Annotated in this window: 18 protein-coding genes; 8 read left to right on the top strand and 10 right to left on the bottom strand. The window is 72.4% G+C overall.

Annotated elements, in window-relative coordinates; translation table 11 throughout:
* Nucleotides 1–126: 126 nt before the first annotated feature.
* Entirely contained in the window at nt 127–792 is a 666-nt protein-coding gene (locus ACIPSE_RS44025; protein ID WP_401675112.1) for an HAD family hydrolase, read from the bottom strand.
* Nucleotides 793–898: 106 nt separating this feature from the next.
* Nucleotides 899–1,414 carry a DUF6912 family protein gene (locus tag ACIPSE_RS44020; RefSeq protein WP_401675109.1) on the bottom strand — a complete coding sequence of 172 codons (516 nt, stop codon included), beginning with the start codon at nt 1,412–1,414 and terminating at the stop codon, nt 899–901.
* Between the two features lie 330 nt (nt 1,415–1,744).
* Between ACIPSE_RS44020 and ACIPSE_RS44015 the strand changes: the two genes are divergently transcribed.
* A complete protein-coding gene (locus tag ACIPSE_RS44015) occupies nt 1,745–2,347 on the top strand; it encodes an Rv3235 family protein (RefSeq protein ID WP_401675106.1) in 603 nt (200 codons plus the stop codon).
* A gap of 150 nt (nt 2,348–2,497) precedes the next feature.
* Here ACIPSE_RS44015 and secA read toward each other — a convergent pair whose 3' ends face one another.
* Nucleotides 2,498–5,338: a preprotein translocase subunit SecA gene (gene secA / locus ACIPSE_RS44010; protein ID WP_401675103.1), complete on the bottom strand. Its 2,841-nt coding sequence runs from the start codon at nt 5,336–5,338 to the stop codon at nt 2,498–2,500.
* A 267-nt stretch (nt 5,339–5,605) separates the two neighbouring features.
* Here secA and ACIPSE_RS44005 point away from each other — a divergent pair, with 267 nt between their 5' ends.
* Together ACIPSE_RS44005 and ACIPSE_RS44000 are read left to right on the top strand one after the other, a co-directional pair.
* Nucleotides 5,606–6,178, top strand: a complete 573-nt coding sequence (locus ACIPSE_RS44005) for a GNAT family N-acetyltransferase (RefSeq protein ID WP_401675100.1) — start codon at nt 5,606–5,608, stop codon at nt 6,176–6,178.
* Nucleotides 6,179–6,242: 64 nt separating this feature from the next.
* Nucleotides 6,243–7,421, top strand: coding sequence for a winged helix-turn-helix domain-containing protein (locus ACIPSE_RS44000; protein WP_401675097.1), 1,179 nt, complete (start codon nt 6,243–6,245; stop codon nt 7,419–7,421).
* Nucleotides 7,422–7,443: 22 nt separating this feature from the next.
* Here the strand turns inward: ACIPSE_RS44000 and ACIPSE_RS43995 are convergent, their stop codons facing one another.
* From ACIPSE_RS43995 to mtnA, 7 genes are all read right to left on the bottom strand, one after another.
* Nucleotides 7,444–8,190 (bottom strand): response regulator, encoded by a 747-nt coding sequence (locus tag ACIPSE_RS43995; RefSeq protein WP_401675095.1) that lies wholly within the window; start codon nt 8,188–8,190, stop codon nt 7,444–7,446.
* A 208-nt stretch (nt 8,191–8,398) separates the two neighbouring features.
* Nucleotides 8,399–9,091 carry a ribosome hibernation-promoting factor, HPF/YfiA family gene (hpf, locus tag ACIPSE_RS43990; RefSeq protein WP_401675092.1) on the bottom strand — a complete coding sequence of 231 codons (693 nt, stop codon included), beginning with the start codon at nt 9,089–9,091 and terminating at the stop codon, nt 8,399–8,401.
* A gap of 311 nt (nt 9,092–9,402) precedes the next feature.
* Nucleotides 9,403–10,419 carry a ComF family protein gene (locus ACIPSE_RS43985; protein WP_401675089.1) on the bottom strand — a complete coding sequence of 339 codons (1,017 nt, stop codon included), beginning with the start codon at nt 10,417–10,419 and terminating at the stop codon, nt 9,403–9,405.
* 129 nt (nt 10,420–10,548) lie between these two features.
* Nucleotides 10,549–12,432, bottom strand: a complete 1,884-nt coding sequence (locus ACIPSE_RS43980; protein ID WP_401675086.1) for an LpqB family beta-propeller domain-containing protein — start codon at nt 12,430–12,432, stop codon at nt 10,549–10,551.
* Nucleotides 12,422–14,464 (bottom strand): MtrAB system histidine kinase MtrB, encoded by a 2,043-nt coding sequence (gene mtrB / locus ACIPSE_RS43975; RefSeq protein WP_401675083.1) that lies wholly within the window; start codon nt 14,462–14,464, stop codon nt 12,422–12,424. Before mtrB ends, ACIPSE_RS43980 begins: the two co-directional genes overlap by 11 nt.
* Nucleotide 14,465: 1 nt before the next feature.
* Nucleotides 14,466–15,155 (bottom strand): two-component system response regulator MtrA, encoded by a 690-nt coding sequence (mtrA, locus tag ACIPSE_RS43970; RefSeq protein WP_187284748.1) that lies wholly within the window; start codon nt 15,153–15,155, stop codon nt 14,466–14,468.
* A 176-nt stretch (nt 15,156–15,331) separates the two neighbouring features.
* Entirely contained in the window at nt 15,332–16,474 is a 1,143-nt protein-coding gene (gene mtnA, locus ACIPSE_RS43965) for an S-methyl-5-thioribose-1-phosphate isomerase (RefSeq protein ID WP_401675081.1), read from the bottom strand.
* Between the two features lie 140 nt (nt 16,475–16,614).
* Between mtnA and ACIPSE_RS43960 the strand changes: the two genes are divergently transcribed.
* The 5 genes from ACIPSE_RS43960 to ACIPSE_RS43940 are packed head-to-tail and all read left to right on the top strand — an operon-like array spanning nt 16,615 to nt 22,258.
* Nucleotides 16,615–18,009 carry a glycerophosphoryl diester phosphodiesterase membrane domain-containing protein gene (locus ACIPSE_RS43960; protein ID WP_401675078.1) on the top strand — a complete coding sequence of 465 codons (1,395 nt, stop codon included), beginning with the start codon at nt 16,615–16,617 and terminating at the stop codon, nt 18,007–18,009.
* Nucleotides 18,010–18,013: 4 nt separating this feature from the next.
* Complete coding sequence (locus ACIPSE_RS43955) at nt 18,014–18,769, top strand: DUF4129 domain-containing protein (protein WP_401675075.1); 756 nt, start codon at nt 18,014–18,016, stop codon at nt 18,767–18,769.
* Entirely contained in the window at nt 18,766–19,959 is a 1,194-nt protein-coding gene (locus tag ACIPSE_RS43950) for a DUF4350 domain-containing protein (protein WP_401675072.1), read from the top strand. Before ACIPSE_RS43955 ends, ACIPSE_RS43950 begins: the two co-directional genes overlap by 4 nt.
* Entirely contained in the window at nt 19,956–20,948 is a 993-nt protein-coding gene (locus tag ACIPSE_RS43945) for an AAA family ATPase (RefSeq protein ID WP_401675070.1), read from the top strand. The genes ACIPSE_RS43950 and ACIPSE_RS43945 overlap by 4 nt, the downstream gene beginning before the upstream one ends.
* Nucleotides 20,948–22,258 carry a DUF58 domain-containing protein gene (locus ACIPSE_RS43940; RefSeq protein WP_401675067.1) on the top strand — a complete coding sequence of 437 codons (1,311 nt, stop codon included), beginning with the start codon at nt 20,948–20,950 and terminating at the stop codon, nt 22,256–22,258. Before ACIPSE_RS43945 ends, ACIPSE_RS43940 begins: the two co-directional genes overlap by 1 nt.
* Nucleotides 22,259–22,418: the final 160 nt, after the last annotated feature.

Raw genomic sequence — 22,418 nt, 5'->3', positions numbered from 1 at the left:
CGTATGTGTACAAAACCAGGGGGTGAATTTTGACGTTCTGCACAGACCCGAACCGGCCGTCCGTGCGGAAGGGCCCCTCCCGCGAGCGACCGCGGACGGCTCCCCGGCGACTCCCGAGGCGGCTCCCTAGGCGGCTATTCGCCCGGCCTCGGCGACCGCCTCGTCCAGGGTGTCCACCACCGGGACGCCGACCTCCTCCAGGCTGGCCCGGCTGTGCGACCCGCCGGTGTACAGCACGGCCCGCGCGCCCACGTGCAGCGCGGCGACCGCGTCGTCGGCCGCGTCCCCGATCACGACCGTCCGGGCGGGGTCCACGCCGGTGAGCGCGGCAAGGTGGCGCTCCATGTGCTCGGCCTTGCTGCCGCCGGACGGTCCGGTGCGGCCGTCCACCCGCAGGAAGTGGGACTCGATCCCGAAGCCCCGCACCAGCGGCACGAGTTCGTCGTGCCCGTACATGCTGAGGATCGACTGGCTCCGCCCGGCCCGCCCCCATCCGGTGAGCAGGTCGCCGGCCCCGGGGGTCAGCCCGCACGTGCCGCGCTGCGCGGTGTAGTAGCGGTGGAAGGTCTCGTCCATGACGAGCCACTCGGCCTCGGTGGGCAGCCGGCCCATGAGGCGCTCGTAGAACTTCGGCACCGGCACGCAGTACAGCGCGCGGTACCGCTCCATCGTGATCGGCGCGAGCCCGAGCTCGGCGAACGCCGCGTTCGTCGCCCCGATGATCGCCTCGTTGTCGTGGAACAGGGTCCCGTTCCAGTCCCAGACGATGTGCGCGTCCGTGTGCTTCCCCATGCACAAAACGTACCCGCCTCCACTGACAGCGAGGAGAAGCGCAGGTCGGAGGGGCATGAACGGGACCACCCGGCGCAGCGGCCGAAACGTTCGCCGGCTCGGCGGCTCAGCCGCCCAGGCCGACCAGGTTCGGGATCTCCTGCGTGGCGTACCAGAGCAGTTCGTGGTCCTCGGTGCCGTCCACGACGAACTGGGCGTCGTCGTCCCCGCCGTCCGCCGCGGCCAGCGCCCCCGCTCCCGCGGTCACGTCCTCCTCGGCGTCGCCCGCGTCGACGTGCACGGCGGCGGCCTTCGCCAGCCGGACCGGGCCGGTGACCCTGAGCTCGCCGAGCGCCGCCGGGTCGAGCCCCCGGTCGGGGTCGGTGACCGCGGCCCCGTCGGCCACGTCGACGGCGACGACGACCCGGCGGCGCGGCGCCTCGGGGTCGGCGGCGAGCAGCCGCAGGGAGGCGAGGGCGGCCCGGTTGAGCGCCGCGTACTCCAGTTCCTCGATGTCGTCGGAGAGGTACCACTCGCGCAGCGCGGGCGTCACGGCGTAGGCCGCGAACGACTCCGAGCCCACCTCGCCCGTCTTGTACGCCTCGGCGAGACCGGAGAGGGTCAGGGGGACGTAGACGCGCATGAGGGCCGCTTTCGTGGTCGGGGGGCGGGTCGCGGGGAGGCCGGTGACCCGCCCGCGGAGAGTTTCAGGATACGTGCGGCCACCCCCCTGGCGTCCCCTTTCGGGTCCCCGCCCGCCTCCCGCGGGACGTCAGCCCCGGTCCGGGACGTCACCCGGTCCGGCCCCGCGGCCACGGGCCCGGCGCGGTCCCGGTCACCCGGATAAGTGAAGCCTCCGCGATCCCGGCGCCGGCTCCCGCCTCCTTGCCGTCGCCCCGCCGGGCCCCGTACAAGATCCCCAGCCACAGAAGTTACCGCCCGGTACGACACGGGCCCACCGAACGGGGATGCCATGAACAAGGTCATGACCAGGAGCCAGTCCCGCCCGGCCGCCCGTCCGCCGGCCCGCCGCGACTCCCGCCGCCCGGCGGGCGCCCCGCCCCGTGTCCCGACCGGCGGCGGAGCCCTCCGCACCCGTTCCGGCGACGGCCGGCCGAACCCGTCGGCCGCCCCCGCCCCGGTCACGGGCCCCAGGGACAACCGGCCCGCCCCGGCCCCGGTCCCGGCGGCGGCCCCCGTGGTCCCCGCCCAGACCCCGCGCAGGCCCGTCCCCCAGCCGCGCCCCACCGACCTCTTCGCCGACCTGCTACTCGCCGTCCTCAGCGGCCAGCGCCCCGTGCACGCGATGCTCCGGCACACCGTCGGCGGCGCCTACGACCGGCTGGCCGAGCTCGCGGAGCACAGCCCGCTGCGCACACGCGGCCCGCGCCCCGTCGTCCGCGACATCGGCTACTACGAGGCCTCCCCGGGCGCCGTGGAGGCCTTCGCCCGCATCGGCGCGGGAGACCAGCTGCGGGCGCTGGCCTTCCGCCTGGAGCGCGGCCAGGACCTGCGCTGGCGCTGCACGGCGGTGGAGCTGGGCGTCCCCGGCGCCGTCCGCGCGGCGGGCGGCTGACCGGCGCCACGCCGTAGGGGACCCATGGCACGCCAGAAGGGACCCATGGCACGCCGAAGGGCCGGGCACCCGAGGATGCCCGGCCCTTCCGGCCGTCACCGCGCCGTCGGCACGGTGACCGCCTTGGTCACTTCCGCGGCCACTCCGCGGTCACTTCTTGCGGCGACGCCCGCCCCGCGCCTGCTTGCGGCGCTCCGCGCGCGTGAGGCCGTCCGCCTCGGAGCGCACCGGCTCGTCGTCGTCGGCGAACTCGCCCTCGACGACACCGCCCTCGCCGTCCACGGTCGGCGCGGAGAAGTGCAGGTCCCGGCGCTGCGGGGCGTCCAGGCCCTTGGCGCGGATCTCGGGACGGGCGCCCGCCTGGGCCGGCACGGCGTCCGCCTTGTCCAGGGACGGCTTCGCGTCCTCGACGGGGACCTCCTCGACCTGCTGCTCGACCTGGACCTCCAGGTTGAACAGGTAGCCGACCGACTCCTCCTTGATGCCCTCCATCATGGCGGTGAACATGTCGAAGCCCTCGCGCTGGTACTCGACCAGCGGGTCCTTCTGGGCCATCGCGCGCAGGCCGATGCCCTCCTGGAGGTAGTCCATCTCGTAGAGGTGCTCGCGCCACTTGCGGTCCAGGACCGACAGCACGACCCGGCGCTCCAGCTCCCGCATGATCTCGGAGCCGAGCTGCGTCTCGCGCGACTCGTACTGCTCGTGGATGTCGTCCTTGATGGACTCGGAGACGAAGTCGGCGGTCAGACCCGCGCGGTCGCCCGCCGCGTCCTCCAGCTCCTCGACGGTGATCTTCACCGGGTAGAGCTGCTTGAAGGCGCCCCACAGCCGGTCGAGGTCCCAGTCCTCCGCGAAGCCCTCGGCGGTCTCCGCGTCGATGTACGCGTCGATCGTGTCGTCCATGAAGTGCTGGATCTGCTCCTGGAGGTCCTCGCCCTCCAGGACGCGGCGGCGCTCGCCGTAGATGACCTCGCGCTGGCGGTTGAGGACCTCGTCGTACTTCAGGACGTTCTTGCGGGTCTCGAAGTTCTGCTGCTCGACCTGCGACTGCGCGGACGCGATCGCGCGCGTGACCATCTTGTTCTCGATCGGCACGTCGTCCGGAACGTTCGCCATCGACATCACGCGCTCGACCATCTGAGCCTTGAACAGGCGCATCAGGTCGTCGCCGAGGGAGAGGTAGAAGCGGGACTCGCCCGGGTCGCCCTGACGGCCGGAACGGCCGCGGAGCTGGTTGTCGATACGGCGCGACTCGTGCCGCTCGGTGCCCAGGACGTAGAGGCCGCCGAGGTCCTCGACCTCGTCCTTCTCGGCCTTCACGGCCTGCTCGGCGCGCTCCAGGGCGGCGGGCAGGGCGTGCGCCCACTCCTCGATGTGCTCCTCGGGGTCGAGGCCGCGCTGGCGCAGCTCCGCCTCGGCGAGGTCCTCGGGGTTGCCGCCGAGCTTGATGTCGGTACCGCGGCCGGCCATGTTGGTGGCCACGGTGACGGCGCCCTTGCGGCCGGCCTGGGCGACGATGGTCGCCTCACGGTCGTGCTGCTTGGCGTTGAGCACCTCGTGCTGGACGCCGCGCTTGCTGAGCTGCTGCGAGAGGTACTCGGACTTCTCGACCGAGGTGGTGCCGACCAGGATCGGCTGGCCCTTCTCGTGCTTCTCGACGATGTCGTCGACGACCGCCTCGAACTTCGCGACCTCGGTGCGGTAGATGAGGTCGGACTGGTCCTTGCGGACCATCGGGCGGTTGGTCGGGATGGGCACCACGCCGAGCTTGTAGATCTGGTGGAACTCGGCGGCCTCGGTCATCGCCGTACCGGTCATGCCGGAGAGACCCGGCATCTCCTTGCCGTCGTGGTCGGCGCGCTTGTAGAGGCGGAAGAAGTTCTGGAGGGTGATCGTGGCGAGCGTCTGGTTCTCGTCCTTGATCGCCACCCCTTCCTTCGCCTCGATCGCCTGGTGCATGCCCTCGTTGTAGCGGCGGCCGGCGAGGATACGGCCGGTGTGCTCGTCGACGATCATGACTTCGCCGTCCATGACGACGTAGTCCTTGTCCTTCTTGAACAGTTCCTTCGCCTTGATGGCGTTGTTCAGGTACCCGACGAGGGGGGTGTTCACCGACTCGTAGAGGTTGTCGATGCCCAGCCAGTCCTCGACCTTGGCGACACCGGCCTCGTGGATGGCGACCGTGCGCTTCTTCTCGTCGACGTCGTAGTCGCCGGTCTCCTCGAGGCCCTTCAGCGGCTGGCCCGCCTCGCCCTTCTTCAGCCGGGTGACCAGCTTGGCGAAGTCGCCGTACCACTTGGTGGCCTGGTCGGCCGGGCCGGAGATGATCAGCGGCGTACGGGCCTCGTCGACGAGGATGGAGTCGACCTCGTCGACGATGGCGAAGTTGTGGCCGCGCTGGACGAGTTCGTCCTGGGACCACGCCATGTTGTCGCGCAGGTAGTCGAAGCCGAACTCGTTGTTCGTGCCGTACGTGATGTCGCAGGCGTACATCTCGCGGCGCTGGGCCGGCGTCATGTTGGCGAGGATGCAGCCGACTTCCAGGCCCAGGAACTTGTGGACGCGGCCCATCATCTCGGAGTCGCGCTCGGCCAGGTAGTCGTTGACCGTGATGAGGTGGACGCCCTTGCCGGACAGCGCGTTCAGGTACGCGGGCAGGGTGCCGACGAGCGTCTTGCCCTCACCGGTCTTCATCTCGGCCACGTACCCGAGGTGCAGCGCGGCGCCGCCCATGATCTGCACGTCGTAATGGCGCTGCCCGAGGGCGCGCTTGGCGGCCTCCCGCACGGTGGCGAAGGCCTCGGGGAGCAGGTCGTCCAGGCTCTCGCCGTCGCTGTACCGCTGCTTGTACTCATCGGTGAGGGCCCGCAGCTCGGCGTCGGAGAGGTCGACGAAGTCCTCTTCGATGGAGTTGACCTGGTCCGCGATGCGGTGCAGCTTGCGCAGGATCTTGCCTTCGCCTGCACGCATGATCTTCGAGAGGACGGACACGGGGGTTGGTCTCCTTGCCGGTCGGGCCTGGGACGGTCGGTTTCCATGTGACGTGACTGAGCAACGGCCATCGTATGCGAGGACCAGGCCACCCCGGGAGCCTGCTGTGGGCGACGGCGGTCCACCGCTTCAAATCTCCGTCAAGGGCACAACGGGCGGGGGTGGCCGATAGTGCCGCACCGGGTCGCGAATCGCACGAAAAGTGATCACCCGCGCACGCGGCGCAAACCCGTGGCGCTCCCCGCCGAGGGCGCGCAGAATCGGGCGATGGACCCCGCCACCCTCACCACCTCCCGCCTCCTGCTGCGCACGGTCGGCCCGCAGGACACCGACACCGTGTACGAGGCGGCCCAGGACCCCGACATCCTGCGCTGGACGTCGATCCCCTCCCCTTATCTGCGCGAGCACGCCGAGGGCTTCACCGGGCAGCTCGTCCCCGGCGGCTGGGCGAACGGCTCGATGTTCACCTGGGGCCTCTTCCTCCCCGAGGGCGAGGCCCTGGCGGGCATGCTGGGCCTGACGATGCGTTCGCCCAGCGAGGCGGAGATCGGCTACTGGTGCGCCAAGGAGCACCGCGGCAACGGCTATGTCACCGAGGCGGTCCTCGCCGTCGCCCGCTGGGCCTTCGTCCAGCTGTCCCTGGACCGCGTGGAGTGGCGCGCGGAGGTCGGCAACCGTGCCTCGCGCGCGGTCGCGGAACGCGCGGGCTTCACCGTCGAGGGCGTCCTGCGCTCCGCCCTCGTCCACCAGGGCGTGCGCCGGGACTGCTGGGTCGGCTCCCTGCTCCCCTCGGACCTGGGCCTGCCCTCGACCGCGCCCTACCTCCCGGCCCGCGACTGACCGGCGCCGGGGAGAACCCGCAGGTCGCCCCGCGTTGTCAGTGGCACCCCTTATCGTCCGACCCATGACGACCCCGCGTCCCTCGACCGAACTCACCGCCGACGAGGCCCGCCGTATCGCCCTGCGGGCCCAGGGCTTCCTCGGCACCCCCGACCGCAGGGCCGGCGTCCGCGGCGTCCTGCGCCACCTGGGCGCGGTCCAGCTCGACACCATCTCGGTCCTCGCCCGCTCCCACGAACTCATCCCGTACGCCCGCCTGGGAGCCGTGGGCCGCAAGGCGGTCGAGCAGGCCTACTGGAACACCGGCGCCGACGGCGCGCCCCACGCCTTCGAGTACTGGTCGCACGCCGCCTGCATCCTGCCCGTCGAGGAGTGGCCCCACTTCGCCTTCCGCCGCCGCGCCTACCGGGCCCGCCCGCACTGGCACCACGACCTGCCCGACGGCACCTACGACCAGGTCGTCAAGCAGCTGCGCGCCGAAGGCCCGCTGACGGCCACGGAGTTGGGCGGCGCGAAGAGGACCAGCGAGTGGTGGGACTGGTCGGGCACCAAGGTCGCCGTGGAGCGCGCCCTGATGTACGGCGAGGTCGTCTGCGTCGAACGCCGGGGCTGGAAGCGGGTGTACGACCTCGCCGAGCGCGCGATCCCGGCCGCGCTGCTGCACGACGAGCTGGACGACGCCGAGTGCCTGCGCCGCCTGGTCCGCCTGGCCGGGCAGTCGCTGGGGGTGGGCACCCGGGCGGATATCGCCGACTACCACCGCCTCAAGGCCGAGCAGGTCGACGCGGTGATCGCCGACTCGGGGCTGGTCCCGGTCCAGGTCGAGGGCTGGTCCAAGCCCGCGTGGGCCGACCCGGCGGCCCTGGAGACCACCCCGCGCGGACGCCACCGCACGACGCTGCTGTCGCCCTTCGACTCCCTGGTCTGGGACCGCGCGCGGACGGAGCGGATCTTCGGCTTCACCCACCGCCTGGAGGCCTACGTCCCCAAGCCGAAGCGGATCCACGGCTACTTCGCGATGCCGGTCCTGGCCGGCGGACGGCTCGTCGGCCGCGTCGACCCCGCGCGCGAGGGCGGCACGCTGGTCGCCCGCCAGGTCTCCCTGGACGGCCCCAAGGCGGTCCCGGCGGTGGCCCAGGCCCTCCTGGAGGCGGCGAACTGGGTGGACTGCACGGACGTACGCGTGGAACGGGTGGACGCACCCGCACTGCGCGAGCCCTTGGCGAAGGCGCTGGCGGGCTAGCGCGCGGAGAACCGGCGGGCGGTCAGCGGATCTCCAGGATCTTCTCGCGCATCGCGTAGACGACGGCCTCCATCCTGGAGTGCAGCTGAAGCTTCTCCAGGATGTTGCGCACGTGGTTCTTCACGGTGTTCTCGGAAATGAACAACTCCTTCGCGATATCGCGGTTGTTCATCCCCGTGGCGACGAGCTTGAGCACTTCCAGTTCACGGTCGGTGAGCCGCGGCGCGGGCACCAGCCGGCGTTCGTCGGTCCGCTGGATCATCGACTTGAACTCGGTGAGCAGTTTCGACGCCATGGAAGGACTGATCTGCGACTGGCCGTCGGCCACCGCGCGAATGGCGGTCGCCACCTCGTCCGTGGAGATCTCCTTGAGGAGATAACCGGTCGCGCCCGCCTTGATGGCGTCGTAGAGATCGGCTTCCTCGTCGCTGATCGTCAACATGATGATCTTGGCGCTGGGTGCGACCTCCTTGATGGAGGTGCACGCCTCGATTCCGCCGCGCTTGGGCATCCGCACGTCCATCAGGACGATGTCGGGCAGCAGATCGGCGGCCTTGTCGACGGCTTCCGCGCCGTCGCCCGCCTCTCCCACGACCTGGATGTCCTCCTCGGCCGCGAGCACGATCTCCAGTCCGCGCCGGAAGAGGGCGTGGTCGTCCACGACCAGGACACGGATCGGCTCCTTGCGTGAGGAGCCCACGTCCGGGCCCATGCCGGTGACGCCGTCGTCGGCATCCCCGTCATGCATCGGTCCGAAGCTGTCCGCCATCGTTCCTCCCCCTGAAGGCTGTGGCTGTGGCTGGTCCTGTGCCATCGCCAACCCAAGGCAACGGCCCACCGGTTGGGCCGGTGCGGCCATGATTCCATGCCCGGACGACCGCGTGGCCACAGAGCCGCCCCCAAAGGGGTCGCACACCGGTGCCCCTGGGGGCGCACACGCGCTCCAGGGGCACCTGCTCAGCCGCCGACCGGGCGGGTCAGCCGCCCAGCGTGCCACCGGCCGCGGGCGGCTGCGCCTGGGCGACCATCGGGTCCGTGCTGAGGTGGATGACGCCGTAGTCGTAGGCGTGTCGCCGGTAGACGACACTCGGTTCCTTGGTCTCGGAGTCGACGAACAGATAGAAGTCGTGCCCGACCAGTTCCATCTCGTAGAGCGCCTGGTCGAGAGACATCGGGGAGGCGACGTGGGTCTTCTCGCGGACGATCAGGGGGCCTTCGCCCTTGACCTCCAGCGAGCCGATCCGCTTGGTGGGCACGCCGTCCGGCTCTTCGTCGTGGACGGGGTCGCCGTTGCCGTTGAGTGTGGCCGCGCCCGGGACGTGGTCGGGCACCTCGGCCGCTGTCAGGCGGCGCGAACCGCGCCGTGAGTAACGCTTGTCGTGCTGCTTGCGCAGCCGTGCGTCCAGCTTCTCCGCGGCCAGATCGAGCGCCGCGTACGGGTCGCTCGCCGCCGCCTCGGCCCGGATCACCGGTCCGCGGGAGCGGAGCGTGATCTCCACACGGTCGCAGCGGTCGGCCTGTCGGGGGTTGGGCTCCTTGGACACCTCGACGTCGAGGCTGATCACCTTGCCGTCGAGCTTCTGGATCTTCTCCAGCTTCAGCTTCTCGGCCACGTGCTTGCGGAACCGCTCGGGCACCTCGGTCTTGCGGCCCTTGACGACGATGTCCACGCAGAACTCCGTTCCCGGATCACTCCGCTCGCGTGGCGGAGCATCTCCCTTTTGCACCAGGCTCCGGTGAGTCCCGGAACCTCGGACTCGGTGACTTCCACCTCCTCCCCCGCGGACGAGATCTCCACTCCACCGGTGCGGGTGATGTGAGAAAACCCGCGGCACGGCAATCGGATTCGAGAGGTGTGGCCTGGGCCTTTCCTCACAACCGAACATATCTCGCCCGGACGGAAGTCGTCACCCTCTACCGCGGCGTACCTCCGTTCAGGTGAATAGGCCCTCTCATTACCTGCAACGATGCAACTACTCGGTCAGTTCCGGTTTATTTCGAAAGCATCCGGTGTCGCCGCGACCACCGCCGCGCAGACGATGTCACCGGCGCGTGCCGTTCCCGGCCTCCTGGGCCCGCGGGCGCCGGCATCCCGCTCCCGCGCCCGGCTCCGCACTCGATTCGGCCCTCGATTCGGCACCGGTTCGTCCCTCCGTTCCCCCGTGCTCGTCCATCGTTCTTCTCTGCCTTCCCGAACCGGCGCCTCGTACACAGGCGGCACCGCCCTTCCGTACGCATCGATCCCCCTGGACGTCTCACCCGCACCGGCGATCAATCCCGATGTCCCCGCCCGGACGGCCCGCGCCGCCTCCGCCAGGGACGCGCCCGTGGTCATCAGGTCGTCGACGAGCACGACCGGCCCCTCCAGGAGCAGCCGGTCACCGCCGGGCACCACCGCGAGCGCGCCCGCGAGGTTCGCCAGCCGCTCGCGCGAGTTCAACCCGGCCTGGTCCGCCACCGCGCGCCGCTGCCGCAGCACGGCCAGCACCCGCGCCGGGATCCCCGTTCGCCGCAGCTCCCCCGCGGCGGCCAGGGCGATCCGCCGCGCCGGGTCGTGCCCCCGGGCCGCCACGGCCGCGCGTGCCGAGGGAACGGGCACGAGGAGCACCGCTCGGCCCTCCGACAGGCCCGCGGACCCCTGGACGGCCCTCTGGGAGGCCTCGCGGCCCTCTGAGCGGGCATCCTCGCGGCCCTCTGGGCGGGAATCGCGCAGCCCCGCCCGCACCGACGCCGCCAGGGCCTCGCCCAGCGGCGCGGAGAGGGCCAGGGCACCCCGCTCCTTGTGGGCGAGCAGCACCGCCCGGACCGCTTCGCCGTACCGGGCCGCCGCGTACACGGCCGGCAGCCCCGCCGGTTCCCGCACCGGCCGTACCCGGCTCACCGCGGTCCCCGCCAGGACGGCACGGCACCCCGGGCAGAGCACCGTGCGAGGCCTTCCGCAGCCCCCGCACTCGGCCGGCAGCACCAGTTCGGCGAGATCCCGCCACCACCCCCGCATGCCCACCACTGTGCCGACGGCCGGATCGCGCCGCCAGCCCTGTGGACAAAGGCCCTGGGGACCTGTGGACAACGAGCCTGTGGACGACGCCCGGGATGACAGGCAGGACGGGCAGGACGGGCAGGACGGTCAGCCGGGGTAGACCGGCGCCGTCCCGTCCTTCACGACCTGCTGCCACTTCGAGCCCGACACGAGCCGCACGATGCCGTCCTCCTCGGAGTAGGCCAGGAGCGGCAGCTGTGTGTCCTCCGCGGCGGCCAGCGCCTTCACCCCGGTCAGCGCGGCGGGCGCCGACCCCACCGGCGTGGAACCGTCGACCTGGACGTAGGACATCTGCTGCACGCCGCCGTGCTCGCGCCCGACCACCACGAGCCGGCTGTCGCCCGCCCACGACATGGCCGTGACCTCCTCCAGCTGCGGCGCCACGGCATGCAGTTCGAGGACGGAGACGGACTCGTCGTCCGCCTTGTCGCCCCGCTCGATCCGTCCGACGTAGAGGGACTTGGTGACGGTCTTCTCGCCGTCGAGGACCGCGTCCTTCTCCACGATCAGCGCGATCCGCACGCCGTCGGCGGCCACGCGCACCGCGGAGATGCGCCCGTCGAGCCCCGGCGTGGACACCTCCACCGGCTCCCCCGCGCCGCCGGTCAGGAACAGCAGCCGGGGGTCGCGGGGATCGCGGTCGGCGACCCACAGATTGCCCTCGCCGTCCCAACTGGGCGTCGTGAGACGGTCGTCCTGGGACTTGGCGGTGGAGCGCACCACCGGCTCGCCGAGCGAACCGCCCGACACCAGCGTGCCGACGTACAGCGAGCCGCCGTCCAGGCTGACGCCGGCCGCGGTGCGCTCGTCACGGGACACGGCCGCCGCCCGCAGCTGCTGCTCGCCCTCGCCGAACGCTCCCGGGACGGGGGCGGGCTGCGAGTTGACGCTGTCGCTCGCCAGCCGGACCAGCTGGTGCTTGCCGTCGATGAAGTACTGGAACTCGTTCTTCGAACCGCCGTGCTCCACCGCGTAGTCGGCCTCGGACTCGTCGAGTTCGCACAGCGCGGTGCCGTCCGAGCCCTGGAGTTCGACGTCCTCCACGCCGGAGGGGGACAGGTCCCGCAGGGTGAACAGGAGTTGGGCGGCCATCTCCTGGCACTTGCCCGAACCGACCCGGCCCGCCTTCACGTTGAGCGGCACGGTCAGCTTGTTCTGCTCGTCGGGCGTCAGCGAGGTGACGCCCTTCTTCAGCTTCAGCTGCGTCCCCGTGGGGAAGCTGGAGCGCACGACCTGGTCGAGCCAGCGCGAGGGACCCGCGAGCAGCAGCCGTACGGTCTGCGTCATCGGGTCGACCTTCTTGCGCACGTAGACCGGGTCGGCGACGGCCACCGGCGCCTCGCCCGGCGAGGCGTCGGAGGCGCCGGAGGAGTTCGAGGCGAAGTAGTACTTGTTGACCGAGCGGTAGTTGCGCAGGAAGTCGGACTTGCCCATGACCACGCCCGGCGGCAGCCGGTCGATGCGCCACTGGTGGGTCTTCTTCTCCCGCGTCAGGCGCAGGGGCTCGTCGTAGTCGCCGTCGGCGGGCGCGTAGGCCTGCTGGGCGTCGACGGTGGCGACCTTGGTGCCGTGCAGCGTGTACTCGGCCTCGGAGGCGTCGTCGCGGTCGCCCGTCGTCCCCGAGGAGGCGCCCGCGCCCTCGGTGAGCACGGTGAGGCCCGCCGCCGGGTCCCAGCCCTTCGCCGCCTCGGCGGTCAGGTACTTCTTGGCCGTCTCGAACCCGGGATCGTCACTGGTCAGCGCTTCGAGGAAGCCGTCCACGATGTCCGAGGGGGCCGCGTTCTCCCGTGGCGGCAGGGCGAAGACCCGCACCTGGGGGTCCTGCCGGGGCGTGGAGTCCACCCCGCGCAGATCCCCGCTGTCCGGCATCGAGGCGCACCCCGCCAGCAGTACGGTGCCGCACGCCGCGTACACCAGCGCGCGCACCGGCGTACGCCGCCGGCCGCCGCCCCCCGCGCGGTCAGCGCCCACGAGTTGCCTCCCCTTGCCTGTCACGCTCGTCCTGCCTGCCGCGCTCCCCGGAGGGCGGCGCTTCCTGCGCGCCCTGGCCCGCCGCCGGGCCGTCCGCCGGCTGCGCCCCTCCCGTGGGGCGCGGCACCACGCGCGCGCCGTTGCCGGGCAGCGCCGTCGGGTCCGCCGTAGGACGCACCCCGCGCGCGGGCAGCGGCGCCGGCTCACCGGACGTCTGCACCGGTACGGTGGCCCGCTTCTCCCCGTCGGGCAGTCCGGCGTCGTCCAGTCCCCGGTTGCGCCGGGAGTCCTTGGGCTCCAGCGGTATCGGCGAGCCCCGCAGCGGCTCGTCCGCGGTGCGCGGCAGCGTCAGCCGGAACTGCGACCCGCCGCCCGGCTCGCCCCAGGCCTGGAGCCAGCCGCCGTGCAGCCGCGCGTCCTCCAGGGCGATCGACAGACCGAGGCCCGTACCACCGGTGGTACGCGCGCGTGCCGGGTCGGCCCGCCAGAAGCGGCTGAACACGCGCGTGGCCTCACCGGGCTTGAGGCCGACCCCGTAGTCGCGCACCGCGACCGCGACGGCCCCGCCCGCCGAGGCAAGCTTGACGACCACGTCCTTGCCCTCGCCGTGCTCGACGGCGTTGACGACCAGGTTGCGCAGCACCCGCTCCACACGCCGCGCGTCGGCCTCGGCGACCACGGGCTGCTGATCGCCGACGACCCGTATCCGGGTCCCCTTGCGCTCGGCGAGCGGCGCCGCCCCGCCGACGACCCGCTGCACGACCACCCTGAGGTCGATCGGCTCCGCCTCCAGCGCCGCCGCGCCCGCGTCGAACCGGCTGATCTCCAGCAGGTCCGCGAGCAGCGACTCGAACCGGTCCAGCTGGTCGGCGAGCAGTTCCGCCGACCGCGCGGTCACCGGATCGAAGTCCTCGCGTGCGTCATGGATGACGTCGGCGGCCATCCGTACGGTCGTCAGCGGCGTCCGCAGCTCGTGCGACACGTCGGACACGAACCGCCGCTGCATCCGCGACAGGTCCTCCAGCTGCTGGATCTTCAGCTGGAGGTTCTGCGCCATCTTGTTGAAGGCTTCGCCGAGCCGCGCGATGTCGTCCTCGCCGGTGACCTTCATCCGCTCCTGGAGCCGCCCCGCCGACAGCCGCTCGGCGATCCCGGCCGCCATCCTGACGGGCGTGACGACCTGCCGCACGACGAGCCAGGCGATCGCCCCGAGAAGGACGACGACGAACAGCCCGGCGGTGGCCAGCGTGCCCTTGACCAGGCTGAGCGACTTCTCCTCCTGGGTCAGCGGGAAGAGGTAGTACAGCTGGTACGGGTCGCCGTTCGGATCGTCGACCTGCTTGCCGATGATCAGCGCGGGCTGCGACTCCGTGCCGTTGGTGTAATGGATGCGGGTGTAGCTCTGGGCGGCGGCCACGTTGCTGCCGTCGACACGCTCGCGCAGCGCCTCGGGCACGCTCGCCGTGGGGTCCACGCCGCCGGAGGCACGCGGCCCGCGACCGCCGGTGTCCCCGCCCGCGGCGGGCAGCGTGACGACGTCGAAGGCGCCCTGGCCGCCGCTGGAGAGGGACTCCACCAGGTCGCTCATCCACTGGATGCCGCTCTGGCTGGTCCGGCCGTCCCCGGTGTCGTCGCCCTCGTCGGTGATCGCGGTGTCGGACTTCTGCTGGGCCACGGAGAACCCGCCCGCGGCCTGGCTCTGCGAGGCCTTCACCTTCGCGTCCAGCAGACCGTTGCGCACCTGCCCGATCACGACGAAGCCGAGCAGCAGGACGACGCCGAGCGACATCAGCAGCGTCGTGGCGACGACCTTGAGCTGGATGTTGCGCCGCCACAGCCGCATGACCGGCAGCAGCGGCCGGCGCACCCAGCGCAGGAAGAGCCGCAGCACCGGGCTGCCCTGGACGCCCCCTTGCAGGAGTCCGCCCTCCAGGAGGCGCCCCCAGCGGGAGCCGCCCTGTTCCCCGCCGACAGGCCGCTCCGAGCGAGCCCCGGGTCGCCCGGGCGACGAAGCGGCACTGTCTCCGGACATGTCAGCTGGGTCCTGCCTTGTAGCCCACCCCACGGACGGTCACCACGATCTCGGGCCGCTCCGGGTCCTTCTCGACCTTGGAGCGCAGCCGCTGCACATGCACGTTGACCAGGCGGGTGTCGGCGGCGTGCCGGTAGCCCCAGACCTGCTCCAGGAGCACCTCGCGCGTGAACACCTGCCACGGCTTGCGCGCCAGCGCGACCAGCAGGTCGAACTCCAGCGGCGTCAGCGCGATCGACTGCCCGTCCCGCTTCACGGAGTGCCCCGCCACGTCGATGACCAGGTCGCCTATGGCCAGCTGCTCCGGCGCGGGCTCCTCCGACCGCCGCAGCCGCGCCCTGATCCGCGCGACCAGCTCCTTCGGCTTGAACGGCTTCACGATGTAGTCGTCGGCGCCGGACTCCAGCCCGACCACCACGTCCACCGTGTCGCTCTTCGCCGTGAGCATGACGATCGGCACACCTGACTCGGCGCGGATCAGCCGGCACACCTCGATACCGTCGCGGCCCGGCAGCATCAGGTCCAGCAGCACGAGATCGGGCTTGCTCTCCCGAAACGCGGCCAGCGCCTTGTCGCCATCGGCTACGAAAGACGGCTCAAAACCTTCACCACGCAACACGATGCCGAGCATCTCGGCCAGTGCGGTGTCGTCGTCGACGACAAGGACTCGTCCCTTCATAAACGACATCATCCCATTCTCATAACGGTGGCGAAGGCAGTGGTGAGGTACGTCACCGGCCAGTGACCATAGTCGCTGCAGGTCACTGCTGTCTGCCCACCCCGTGCAAGCTCCCTCCCGGCCGCCCGCCGAGCACCCCCGTCAAGGCCGGCGAGAACCCCGCGCCGCCCCTCGTCCACCGGCCATCGCTAGACGGCGGTCCGGGCGGCGGCTCTGGCGCACAGCTCCGCCAGCGCCTCGGCCGTCACCGGTGAGACGGCGCCCTCCTCCGTGACGATCGCCGTCACCAGCTCGGGCGGGGTCACGTCGAACGCCGGGTTGTACGCCTGCGTCCCCAGCGGCGCCACCGACATCCCGCCCCCCGGTCCCGTCACCGGAATCTGAGGCGCCATCACCTCGGTGACCTCGAACCCGGGCCGCTGCTCGACCTCGATCGACGCCCCGTCAGGAGTCTCCGGATCGACGGTCGTCACGGGCGCCACCACGATGAACGGCACATGGTGGTACCGGGCGAGCACCGCGAGCGGATAGCTCCCCACCTTGTTCGCCACCGACCCGTCGGCCGCGATCCGGTCCGCCCCGATCAGCACCGCGTCCACCTCGCCGGCCGCGAACAGCGACCCCGCCGCGTTGTCGGTGAGCAGGGTGTACGCCATGCCGGAACGCGCCGCCTCGTACGCCGTCAGCCGGGCGCCCTGGAGCAGAGGGCGCGTCTCGTCGACCCACAGCCGCCGCAGCCGCCCCACCCGGTGCGCGGCGAGCGCCACCGCGAACGCCGTCCCCTCGCCGCCCGACACCAGCGCACCGGTGTTGCAGTGCGTCAGGACACGGTGCCCGCCGCCGGGCATCAGCTCGTCGAGCAGCGCCAGCCCGCGCTCCGCCATCCGCGCGCTGGCCTCGGCGTCCTCCCGGTGCAGGGCGCGCGCCGCGTCCAGCGCGGCCCTCGCCGCCCGGGCCGCGTCACCGCCGCGCGCCAGCTCGCCCTGGTGGGCGGCCTGCGCCCGGCGGACCCCGACGGCGAGGTTCACCGCCGTGGGCCGGGCACCCGCCAGCGCGGTCGCCGCGTCGTCCACGTCGAACCCGCGCGCGGCGGCGAGCGCGACCCCGTAGGCCCCCGCGATCCCGAGCAGCGGCGCCCCGCGCACGGCGAGCGAACGGATCGCCTCCACCAGCGCGGGCGCGTCCGTGCAGACCCGCTCGACCTCCTCGGCCGGCAGTCTCGTCTGGTCCAGGAGCACCAGCACGGGACCCTCGGGTGGTTCCTCCCAGCGGATCACCGGTATCTCGGTGGACCTGCCGCCCTCGCCGGATTGCGCGTACTGATCAGCCATGCGGTCAGTCTGCCCCTTGTCCCGCGGAGTATTGAAGGTATGCAGCCGATACCGCGGCCGGTCACCCTGTCACCGCCCCATGGCACGATGGCTGCCAACCTGCCGCCGCGACCGCGGACGGGCACCGTGAAGGAGCGACGATGAAAGACACTCCGGGCTGGGCTTCGCCCGGATCCGCCCCGTCCGACGGACAGGAGCCCGGTGCGTCCGGCAGCCCTGCCGAGCCCGCCACTCCTCCCGGTCCCGCCGAGCCCGCAGCCCCGTCCGAACCGTCCGGCCCTTCGGACCAGGCGGGCCAGACGGGCCAGGAGCCGCAGGGCCCCGGCTCGAAGTGGTCCAAGGAGCAGCCGCCCCCCGCGCAGTGGTCCGCCCCGAGCGGCCCGCAGGCCCCCGGCCAGACCCCGCCGCCCCCGCCGCCCGGCCCGGGCTGGGGCTCCCGCCCGCCGGCCGGCCCCGGCGCCGGCCAGGGCGGATACGGCGGCTACGGCGGCCCCGGTGGACACGGCGCCCCCGGCGGCTGGGGCAGCGGCTGGGGCGGCCCCCCGCCCGCGGCCAAGCCCGGCGTGATCCCGCTGCGCCCGCTCGGCGTCGGCGAGATCCTCGACGGCGCGGTCTCCACCATGCGCACCTACTGGCGCACGGTCCTCGGCATCTCGCTGACCGTCGCCGTCGTCACCCAGGTCGTCGTCGTCCTGCTCCAGGGCCTGGTCCTCGACAACACCAGCACCGAGGCCCTCCAGGACCCGAGCGCCACTCTCGACGAGCTGACCGAGGCCATGGGCGACGCCCTCCTCAGCTCCAGCGCCGTCTTCCTCGTCTCCCTGATCGGCACGGTCGTCGCGACCGCCCTGCTCACCACCGTCACCAGCCGTGCCGTGCTCGGCAAGTCGGTCACCACCGGCGAGGCCTGGCGCGACGCCCGCCCGCAGGTCGCCAGGCTGTTCGGCCTGATCTTCCTGCTGATCCTCATCGGCATCGGCGTCGTCCTGGCCGGAGCGGTACCGGGCATCATCGCGGCCGCAGCCGGAGGCGGTGACGCCGCGGCCACCCTCCTCGTCCTCGGCATGGCGGGCGCCCTCGTCGTCGCCCTGTGGCTGATGGTCCGCTTCTCCCTGGCCTCGCCCGCGCTGATGCTGGAGAAGCAGGGCATCAGGAAGGCACTGGTCCGGTCCGCGAAGCTGGTCCGCGGCTCCTGGTGGCGCGTCTTCGGCATCCAGCTGCTGGCCGCGATCATCGCCGCCATCATCGCGGAGATCATCGTCCTGCCCTTCACCTTCCTCGCCGCGGCCCTGAGCGGCCAGAGCTTCACCGGCCTCCTCGACAACGGCGGCGACGTCGGCTGGACGTTCCTCGTCGTCAGCGGCGTCGGCGCGGTCATCGGCTCCATGATCACGTTCCCGATCACGGCAGGCGTCACCGTGCTCCTCTACATCGACCAGCGCATCCGCCGCGAGGCCCTCGACCTCGAACTGACCCGCGCGGCCGGCGCCCAGGACCAGGGCACCGGCACCCCCGGCCCCACCCCCGGAGGCTGATGCGGTGAGCCCGGCGGGGGGAGTTCTCACATCGGCACGGCTGCTGGCGCACTCCGGCGACACCTCCGTGCTGTCGCTGCCGTCACTGCTGTCCGGCGACGAACCACCGGTCACCGTCCCGCGCGACCCCGCGCGGGAGGCGGCCCGGCGCGAGCTGTCCAAGCGCATGTACCACGAGAACGACCCCAGCTGGTTCGCCCGCGCCCTCGACTCCTTCTGGGCCTGGATCGAGGACCTGTTCGGCGCGGCGGCCACCGCCACCCCAGGCGGCGCACTCGGCCTGGTCGTGATCATCGCGGCCGTCGTGGCGGTCCTGGGCGCCCTGTGGTGGCGCCTGGGCACCCCGCGTCGCCGGCCCACGCCCTCCGCCGCCCTGTTCGACGACCGTCCCCGCACCGCCGCCGACCACCGCGCCGCCGCCGAGGCCCACGCCGTCCAGGGCCACTGGAACCAGGCCCTCCAGGAACGCATGCGGGCCGTCGTCCGCTCCCTGGAGGAACGCGCCCTCCTCGACGCCCGCCCCGGCCGCACCGCCGACGAGGCCGCCGCCGAAGCGGGCCGCGCCCTGCCCGCCCACACCGACCGGCTCCGCACCGCCGCCCGCGACTTCGACGACGTCACATACGGCGGTCGCAGCGCGACCGAGACGTCGTACCGGCGCATCGCCGACCTCGACCTCGACCTGGAACGCACCAGGCCCCAGCTCACCGGCAGCAGCCACAGCACGGCAGCCGACACCCGCCAGGGGGCCGCCGAATGACCACCGGGGCCACACTCCCGTCCACCTCGGTCTCGCCCACGGCCCGCCAGGTGTGGACCCGCGCGCGCGGCGTCCTGCTCGCCCTCGTGCTCCTGCTGGTGGCCGCGATCACGATCGCCGTGATCCGCTCCGACGCCCGGCACGGCCGCCTCGACCCACGCTCCGTCGACCCGCTCGGCAGCCGGGCCGTCGCCGAACTCCTCGACGAACGCGGGGTGTCCACCCGCGTGGTCGCCACCCTCGACGAAGCACGCGCCGCCGTCGGCCCGGACACCACCCTCCTGGTCGCCGAACCCGACCTGCTGACGCACCGCCAGCAGTCCCTGCTGCGCATCGCGACCGCCCCCGCCGGCGGCCGTACCGTCCTCGTCGCTCCCGGCAGCCGGTCCATCGGACGGCTCGCCCCCGACGTCACCGCGGACCCGCTGACCAGCGACGCGTCGACGCTCGACCCCGACTGCGACCTCCCCGCCGCGCGACTCGCCGGAGCCGCCGACACGGGAGGCGTCCGCTACTCGACCGTCCACCTCGCGGCCGACGCCTGCTACCCCAGCGAGCGCCTCGCCACCCTGCTGCGCGTACCGGCCCCCGAAGGCGGCGACACGGTCGTCCTCGGCGCGCCCGACATCTTCTACAACGACCGCCTCGACGAGCAGGGCAACGCCTCCCTCGCCCTCCAGCTCCTCGGCTCCCGCCCCCATCTGGTCTGGTACCTCCCCTCGCTCTCCGACCCGTCGGCCACCGACCCGGACGACGAACGCGACTTCTTCGACCTGCTCCCCTCGGGCTGGAAGTGGGGCACGCTCCAGCTCTTCCTCGCCGCTGCCCTGGCCGCCCTGTGGCGGGCACGCCGGCTCGGCCCCCTGGTGCCCGAGAAACTCCCCGTGGCGATCCGCGCCTCCGAGACCGTCGAAGGCCGCGCCCGCCTCTACCGCAAGGCCGACGCCCGTGACCGGGCCGCCCTCGCTCTTCGCTCCACCACCCGCACCCGACTCGCCCCCCTCGTAGGCGTCCCCGTCTCCCAGGCGCACACGCCCGAGACCCTGCTGCCCGCCCTGTCCGACCACCTCCGCGGCGACGGACAGGCCCTGCACTCCCTGCTCTTCGGCCCGCCGCCCAGCGACGACACCGCACTCGTCTCCCTCGCCGACCAACTCGACGCCCTCGAAAGAGAGGTACGCCGTCCATGATGGCCCCGACCACTGACAACGCCGGGAACACGGGGGACGCGGCAGCCGCCCGCGCCTCCCTGGAAGCCCTGCGCGCCGAGATCGCCAAAGCCGTGGTCGGCCAGGACCCCGCAGTGACCGGCCTCGTCGTCGCCCTCCTGTGCCGCGGACACGTCCTTCTCGAAGGAGTCCCCGGGGTGGCCAAGACGCTGCTCGTCCGCGCCCTCGCCTCCGCCCTCGACCTCGACACCAAGCGCGTCCAGTTCACCCCCGACCTCATGCCGAGCGACGTGACGGGCTCCCTGGTCTACGACACGCGCACCGCCGAGTTCTCCTTCCAGCCCGGCCCGGTCTTCACCAACCTCCTCCTCGCGGACGAGATCAACCGCACGCCCCCCAAGACCCAGTCGTCCCTCCTCGAAGCGATGGAGGAACGCCAGGTCACCGTGGACGGCACCCCCCGCCCGCTCCCCGACCCGTTCCTGGTCGCGGCCACCCAGAACCCGGTGGAGTACGAGGGCACGTACCCCCTCCCGGAAGCCCAGCTGGACCGCTTCCTCCTCAAACTCACGATCCCGCTCCCCTCCCGCCAGGACGAGATCGACGTCCTCACCCGGCACGCCGAGGGCTTCAACCCCCGCGACCTGCACTCCGCCGGCCTGCGCCCGGTCGCGGGCCCCGCGGACCTGGAAGCGGCACGGGCGGCCGTGGCCAAGACCTCGATCTCCCCGGAGATCACGGCCTACGTGGTCGACATCTGCCGAGCCACCCGCGAGTCCCCGTCCCTCACCCTCGGCGCCTCCCCCCGCGGTGCGACGGCCCTCCTCGCGACGGCCCGCGCCTGGGCCTGGCTGACCGGCCGCGACTACGTCATCCCGGACGACGTGAAGGCCCTCGCCCTCCCCACGCTCCGCCACCGCGTCCAGCTCCGCCCCGAGGCGGAGATGGAGGGCGTGACAGCCGACTCCGTCATCCAGTCGATCCTCGCCCACGTCCCCGTCCCCCGCTGATGGCCCTCACCGGACGCGCCGCACTCATCGCGGCCCTGGGTTCGATCCCCGTCGGCATCTGGGACCCGAGCTGGACGGGAATCCTCGCCGTCAACGCCCCCCTGGCGGTGGCCTGCGCCTGCGACTTCGCCCTCGCGGCCCCCGTACGCCGCCTCGGTCTGACCCGCTCGGGCGACACCTCCGTACGCCTGGGCGAGACCGCCGACGTCACCCTCACCGTCACCAACACCTCGGGCCGCCCCCTGCGCGCCCACCTCCGTGACGCCTGGCCGCCCAGCAGCTGGCTCCCCGGCACCGAGATGGAAGCCTCCCGCCACCGCCTGACGGTCCCCGCCGGCGAGCGCCGCCGCGTCACCACCCGCCTGCGCCCCACCCGCCGAGGCGACCGCAGGACCGACCGCGTCACCATCCGCTCGTACGGCCCTCTCGGCCTCCTCTCCCGCCAGGGCACCCACGAAGTCCCCTGGACGGTGCGGGTGTTGCCGCCGTTCACGAGCCGCAAGCACCTGCCCTCGAAACTGGCCCGCCTGCGCGAACTCGACGGCCGCACCAGCGTCCTCACCCGAGGCGAGGGCACCGAGTTCGACAGCCTGCGCGAATACGTCCCCGGCGACGACACCCGCTCCATCGACTGGCGAGCCACCGCCCGCAACTCCGCCGTCGCAGTCCGCACCTGGCGCCCGGAACGCGACCGGCACATCGTCCTGGTCCTCGACACCGGCCGCACCTCGGCGGGCCGCGTCGGCGACGCACCACGCCTCGACGCCTCCATGGACGCGGCCCTGCTCCTGGCAGCGCTGGCGTCCCGCGCCGGCGACCGCGTGGACCTCCTCGCCTACGACCGCCGCGTACGTGCCCTGGTCCAGAGCCGCGCCGCGAGCGACCTCCTCCCGTCCCTGGTCAACGCCATGGCGACGCTGGAACCGGAGCTCGTGGAAACGGACGCCCGCGGCCTTGCGGCCACCGCCCTCAGGACGGCCCCCCGCCGTTCCCTGATCGTCCTCCTGACCACTCTCGACACAGCCCCGGTCGAGGAGGGCCTCCTCCCCGTCCTGGCCCAGCTCACCCAACGCCACACGGTTCTCCTGGCCTCCGTGGCCGACCCCCACGTCTCCCTCATGGCCAAGAGCCGCGGAAACCCCGACGCCGTCTACGAGGCCGCGGCAGCAGCCCAGGCCCAGAGCGAACGCCATCGCACCGCGGACCAGCTCCGCCGACACGGCGTCACAGTCGTCGACGCGACACCGGAGGAACTGGCACCAGCACTGGCTGACGCATATCTGGCACTCAAGACGGCAGGACGTCTGTAAACGGAAGACCCGCGAGTCGGGGGACACTGGGAAACCAGAGAAATCCCCCGGCCTTTCTCCCCGGAAACGCAGAAAACCCCCGTACCGAATTAACGGTACGGGGGTTTTCTCAAAATTTGTTCGGCGGTGTCCTACTCTCCCACAGGGTCCCCCCTGCAGT

This window comes from Streptomyces sp. NPDC090106, assembly GCF_044747265.1.
In the GTDB taxonomy this organism is placed as follows: Bacteria; Actinomycetota; Actinomycetes; order Streptomycetales; family Streptomycetaceae; genus Streptomyces.
Note: the sequence above shows the minus strand (reverse complement) of the source record. Positions and strands in the feature narration are given on the sequence as shown.

Excerpts from the sequence above, each read along its gene's own strand:
- ACIPSE_RS44025 (WP_401675112.1), bottom strand. The coding sequence starts at position 792 with ATGGGGAAGCACACGGACGCGCACATCGTCTGGGACTGGAACGGGACC.
- ACIPSE_RS44020 (WP_401675109.1), bottom strand. The coding sequence starts at position 1,414 with ATGCGCGTCTACGTCCCCCTGACCCTCTCCGGTCTCGCCGAGGCGTAC.
- ACIPSE_RS44015 (WP_401675106.1), top strand. The coding sequence starts at position 1,745 with ATGAACAAGGTCATGACCAGGAGCCAGTCCCGCCCGGCCGCCCGTCCG.
- ACIPSE_RS44005 (WP_401675100.1), top strand. The coding sequence starts at position 5,606 with ATGGACCCCGCCACCCTCACCACCTCCCGCCTCCTGCTGCGCACGGTC.
- ACIPSE_RS44000 (WP_401675097.1), top strand. The coding sequence starts at position 6,243 with ATGACGACCCCGCGTCCCTCGACCGAACTCACCGCCGACGAGGCCCGC.
- ACIPSE_RS43995 (WP_401675095.1), bottom strand. The coding sequence starts at position 8,190 with ATGGCGGACAGCTTCGGACCGATGCATGACGGGGATGCCGACGACGGC.
- ACIPSE_RS43985 (WP_401675089.1), bottom strand. The coding sequence starts at position 10,419 with ATGCGGGGGTGGTGGCGGGATCTCGCCGAACTGGTGCTGCCGGCCGAG.
- mtrB (WP_401675083.1), bottom strand. The coding sequence starts at position 14,464 with ATGTCCGGAGACAGTGCCGCTTCGTCGCCCGGGCGACCCGGGGCTCGC.
- mtrA (WP_187284748.1), bottom strand. The coding sequence starts at position 15,155 with ATGATGTCGTTTATGAAGGGACGAGTCCTTGTCGTCGACGACGACACC.
- mtnA (WP_401675081.1), bottom strand. The coding sequence starts at position 16,474 with ATGGCTGATCAGTACGCGCAATCCGGCGAGGGCGGCAGGTCCACCGAG.
- ACIPSE_RS43960 (WP_401675078.1), top strand. The coding sequence starts at position 16,615 with ATGAAAGACACTCCGGGCTGGGCTTCGCCCGGATCCGCCCCGTCCGAC.
- ACIPSE_RS43950 (WP_401675072.1), top strand. The coding sequence starts at position 18,766 with ATGACCACCGGGGCCACACTCCCGTCCACCTCGGTCTCGCCCACGGCC.
- ACIPSE_RS43945 (WP_401675070.1), top strand. The coding sequence starts at position 19,956 with ATGATGGCCCCGACCACTGACAACGCCGGGAACACGGGGGACGCGGCA.
- ACIPSE_RS43940 (WP_401675067.1), top strand. The coding sequence starts at position 20,948 with ATGGCCCTCACCGGACGCGCCGCACTCATCGCGGCCCTGGGTTCGATC.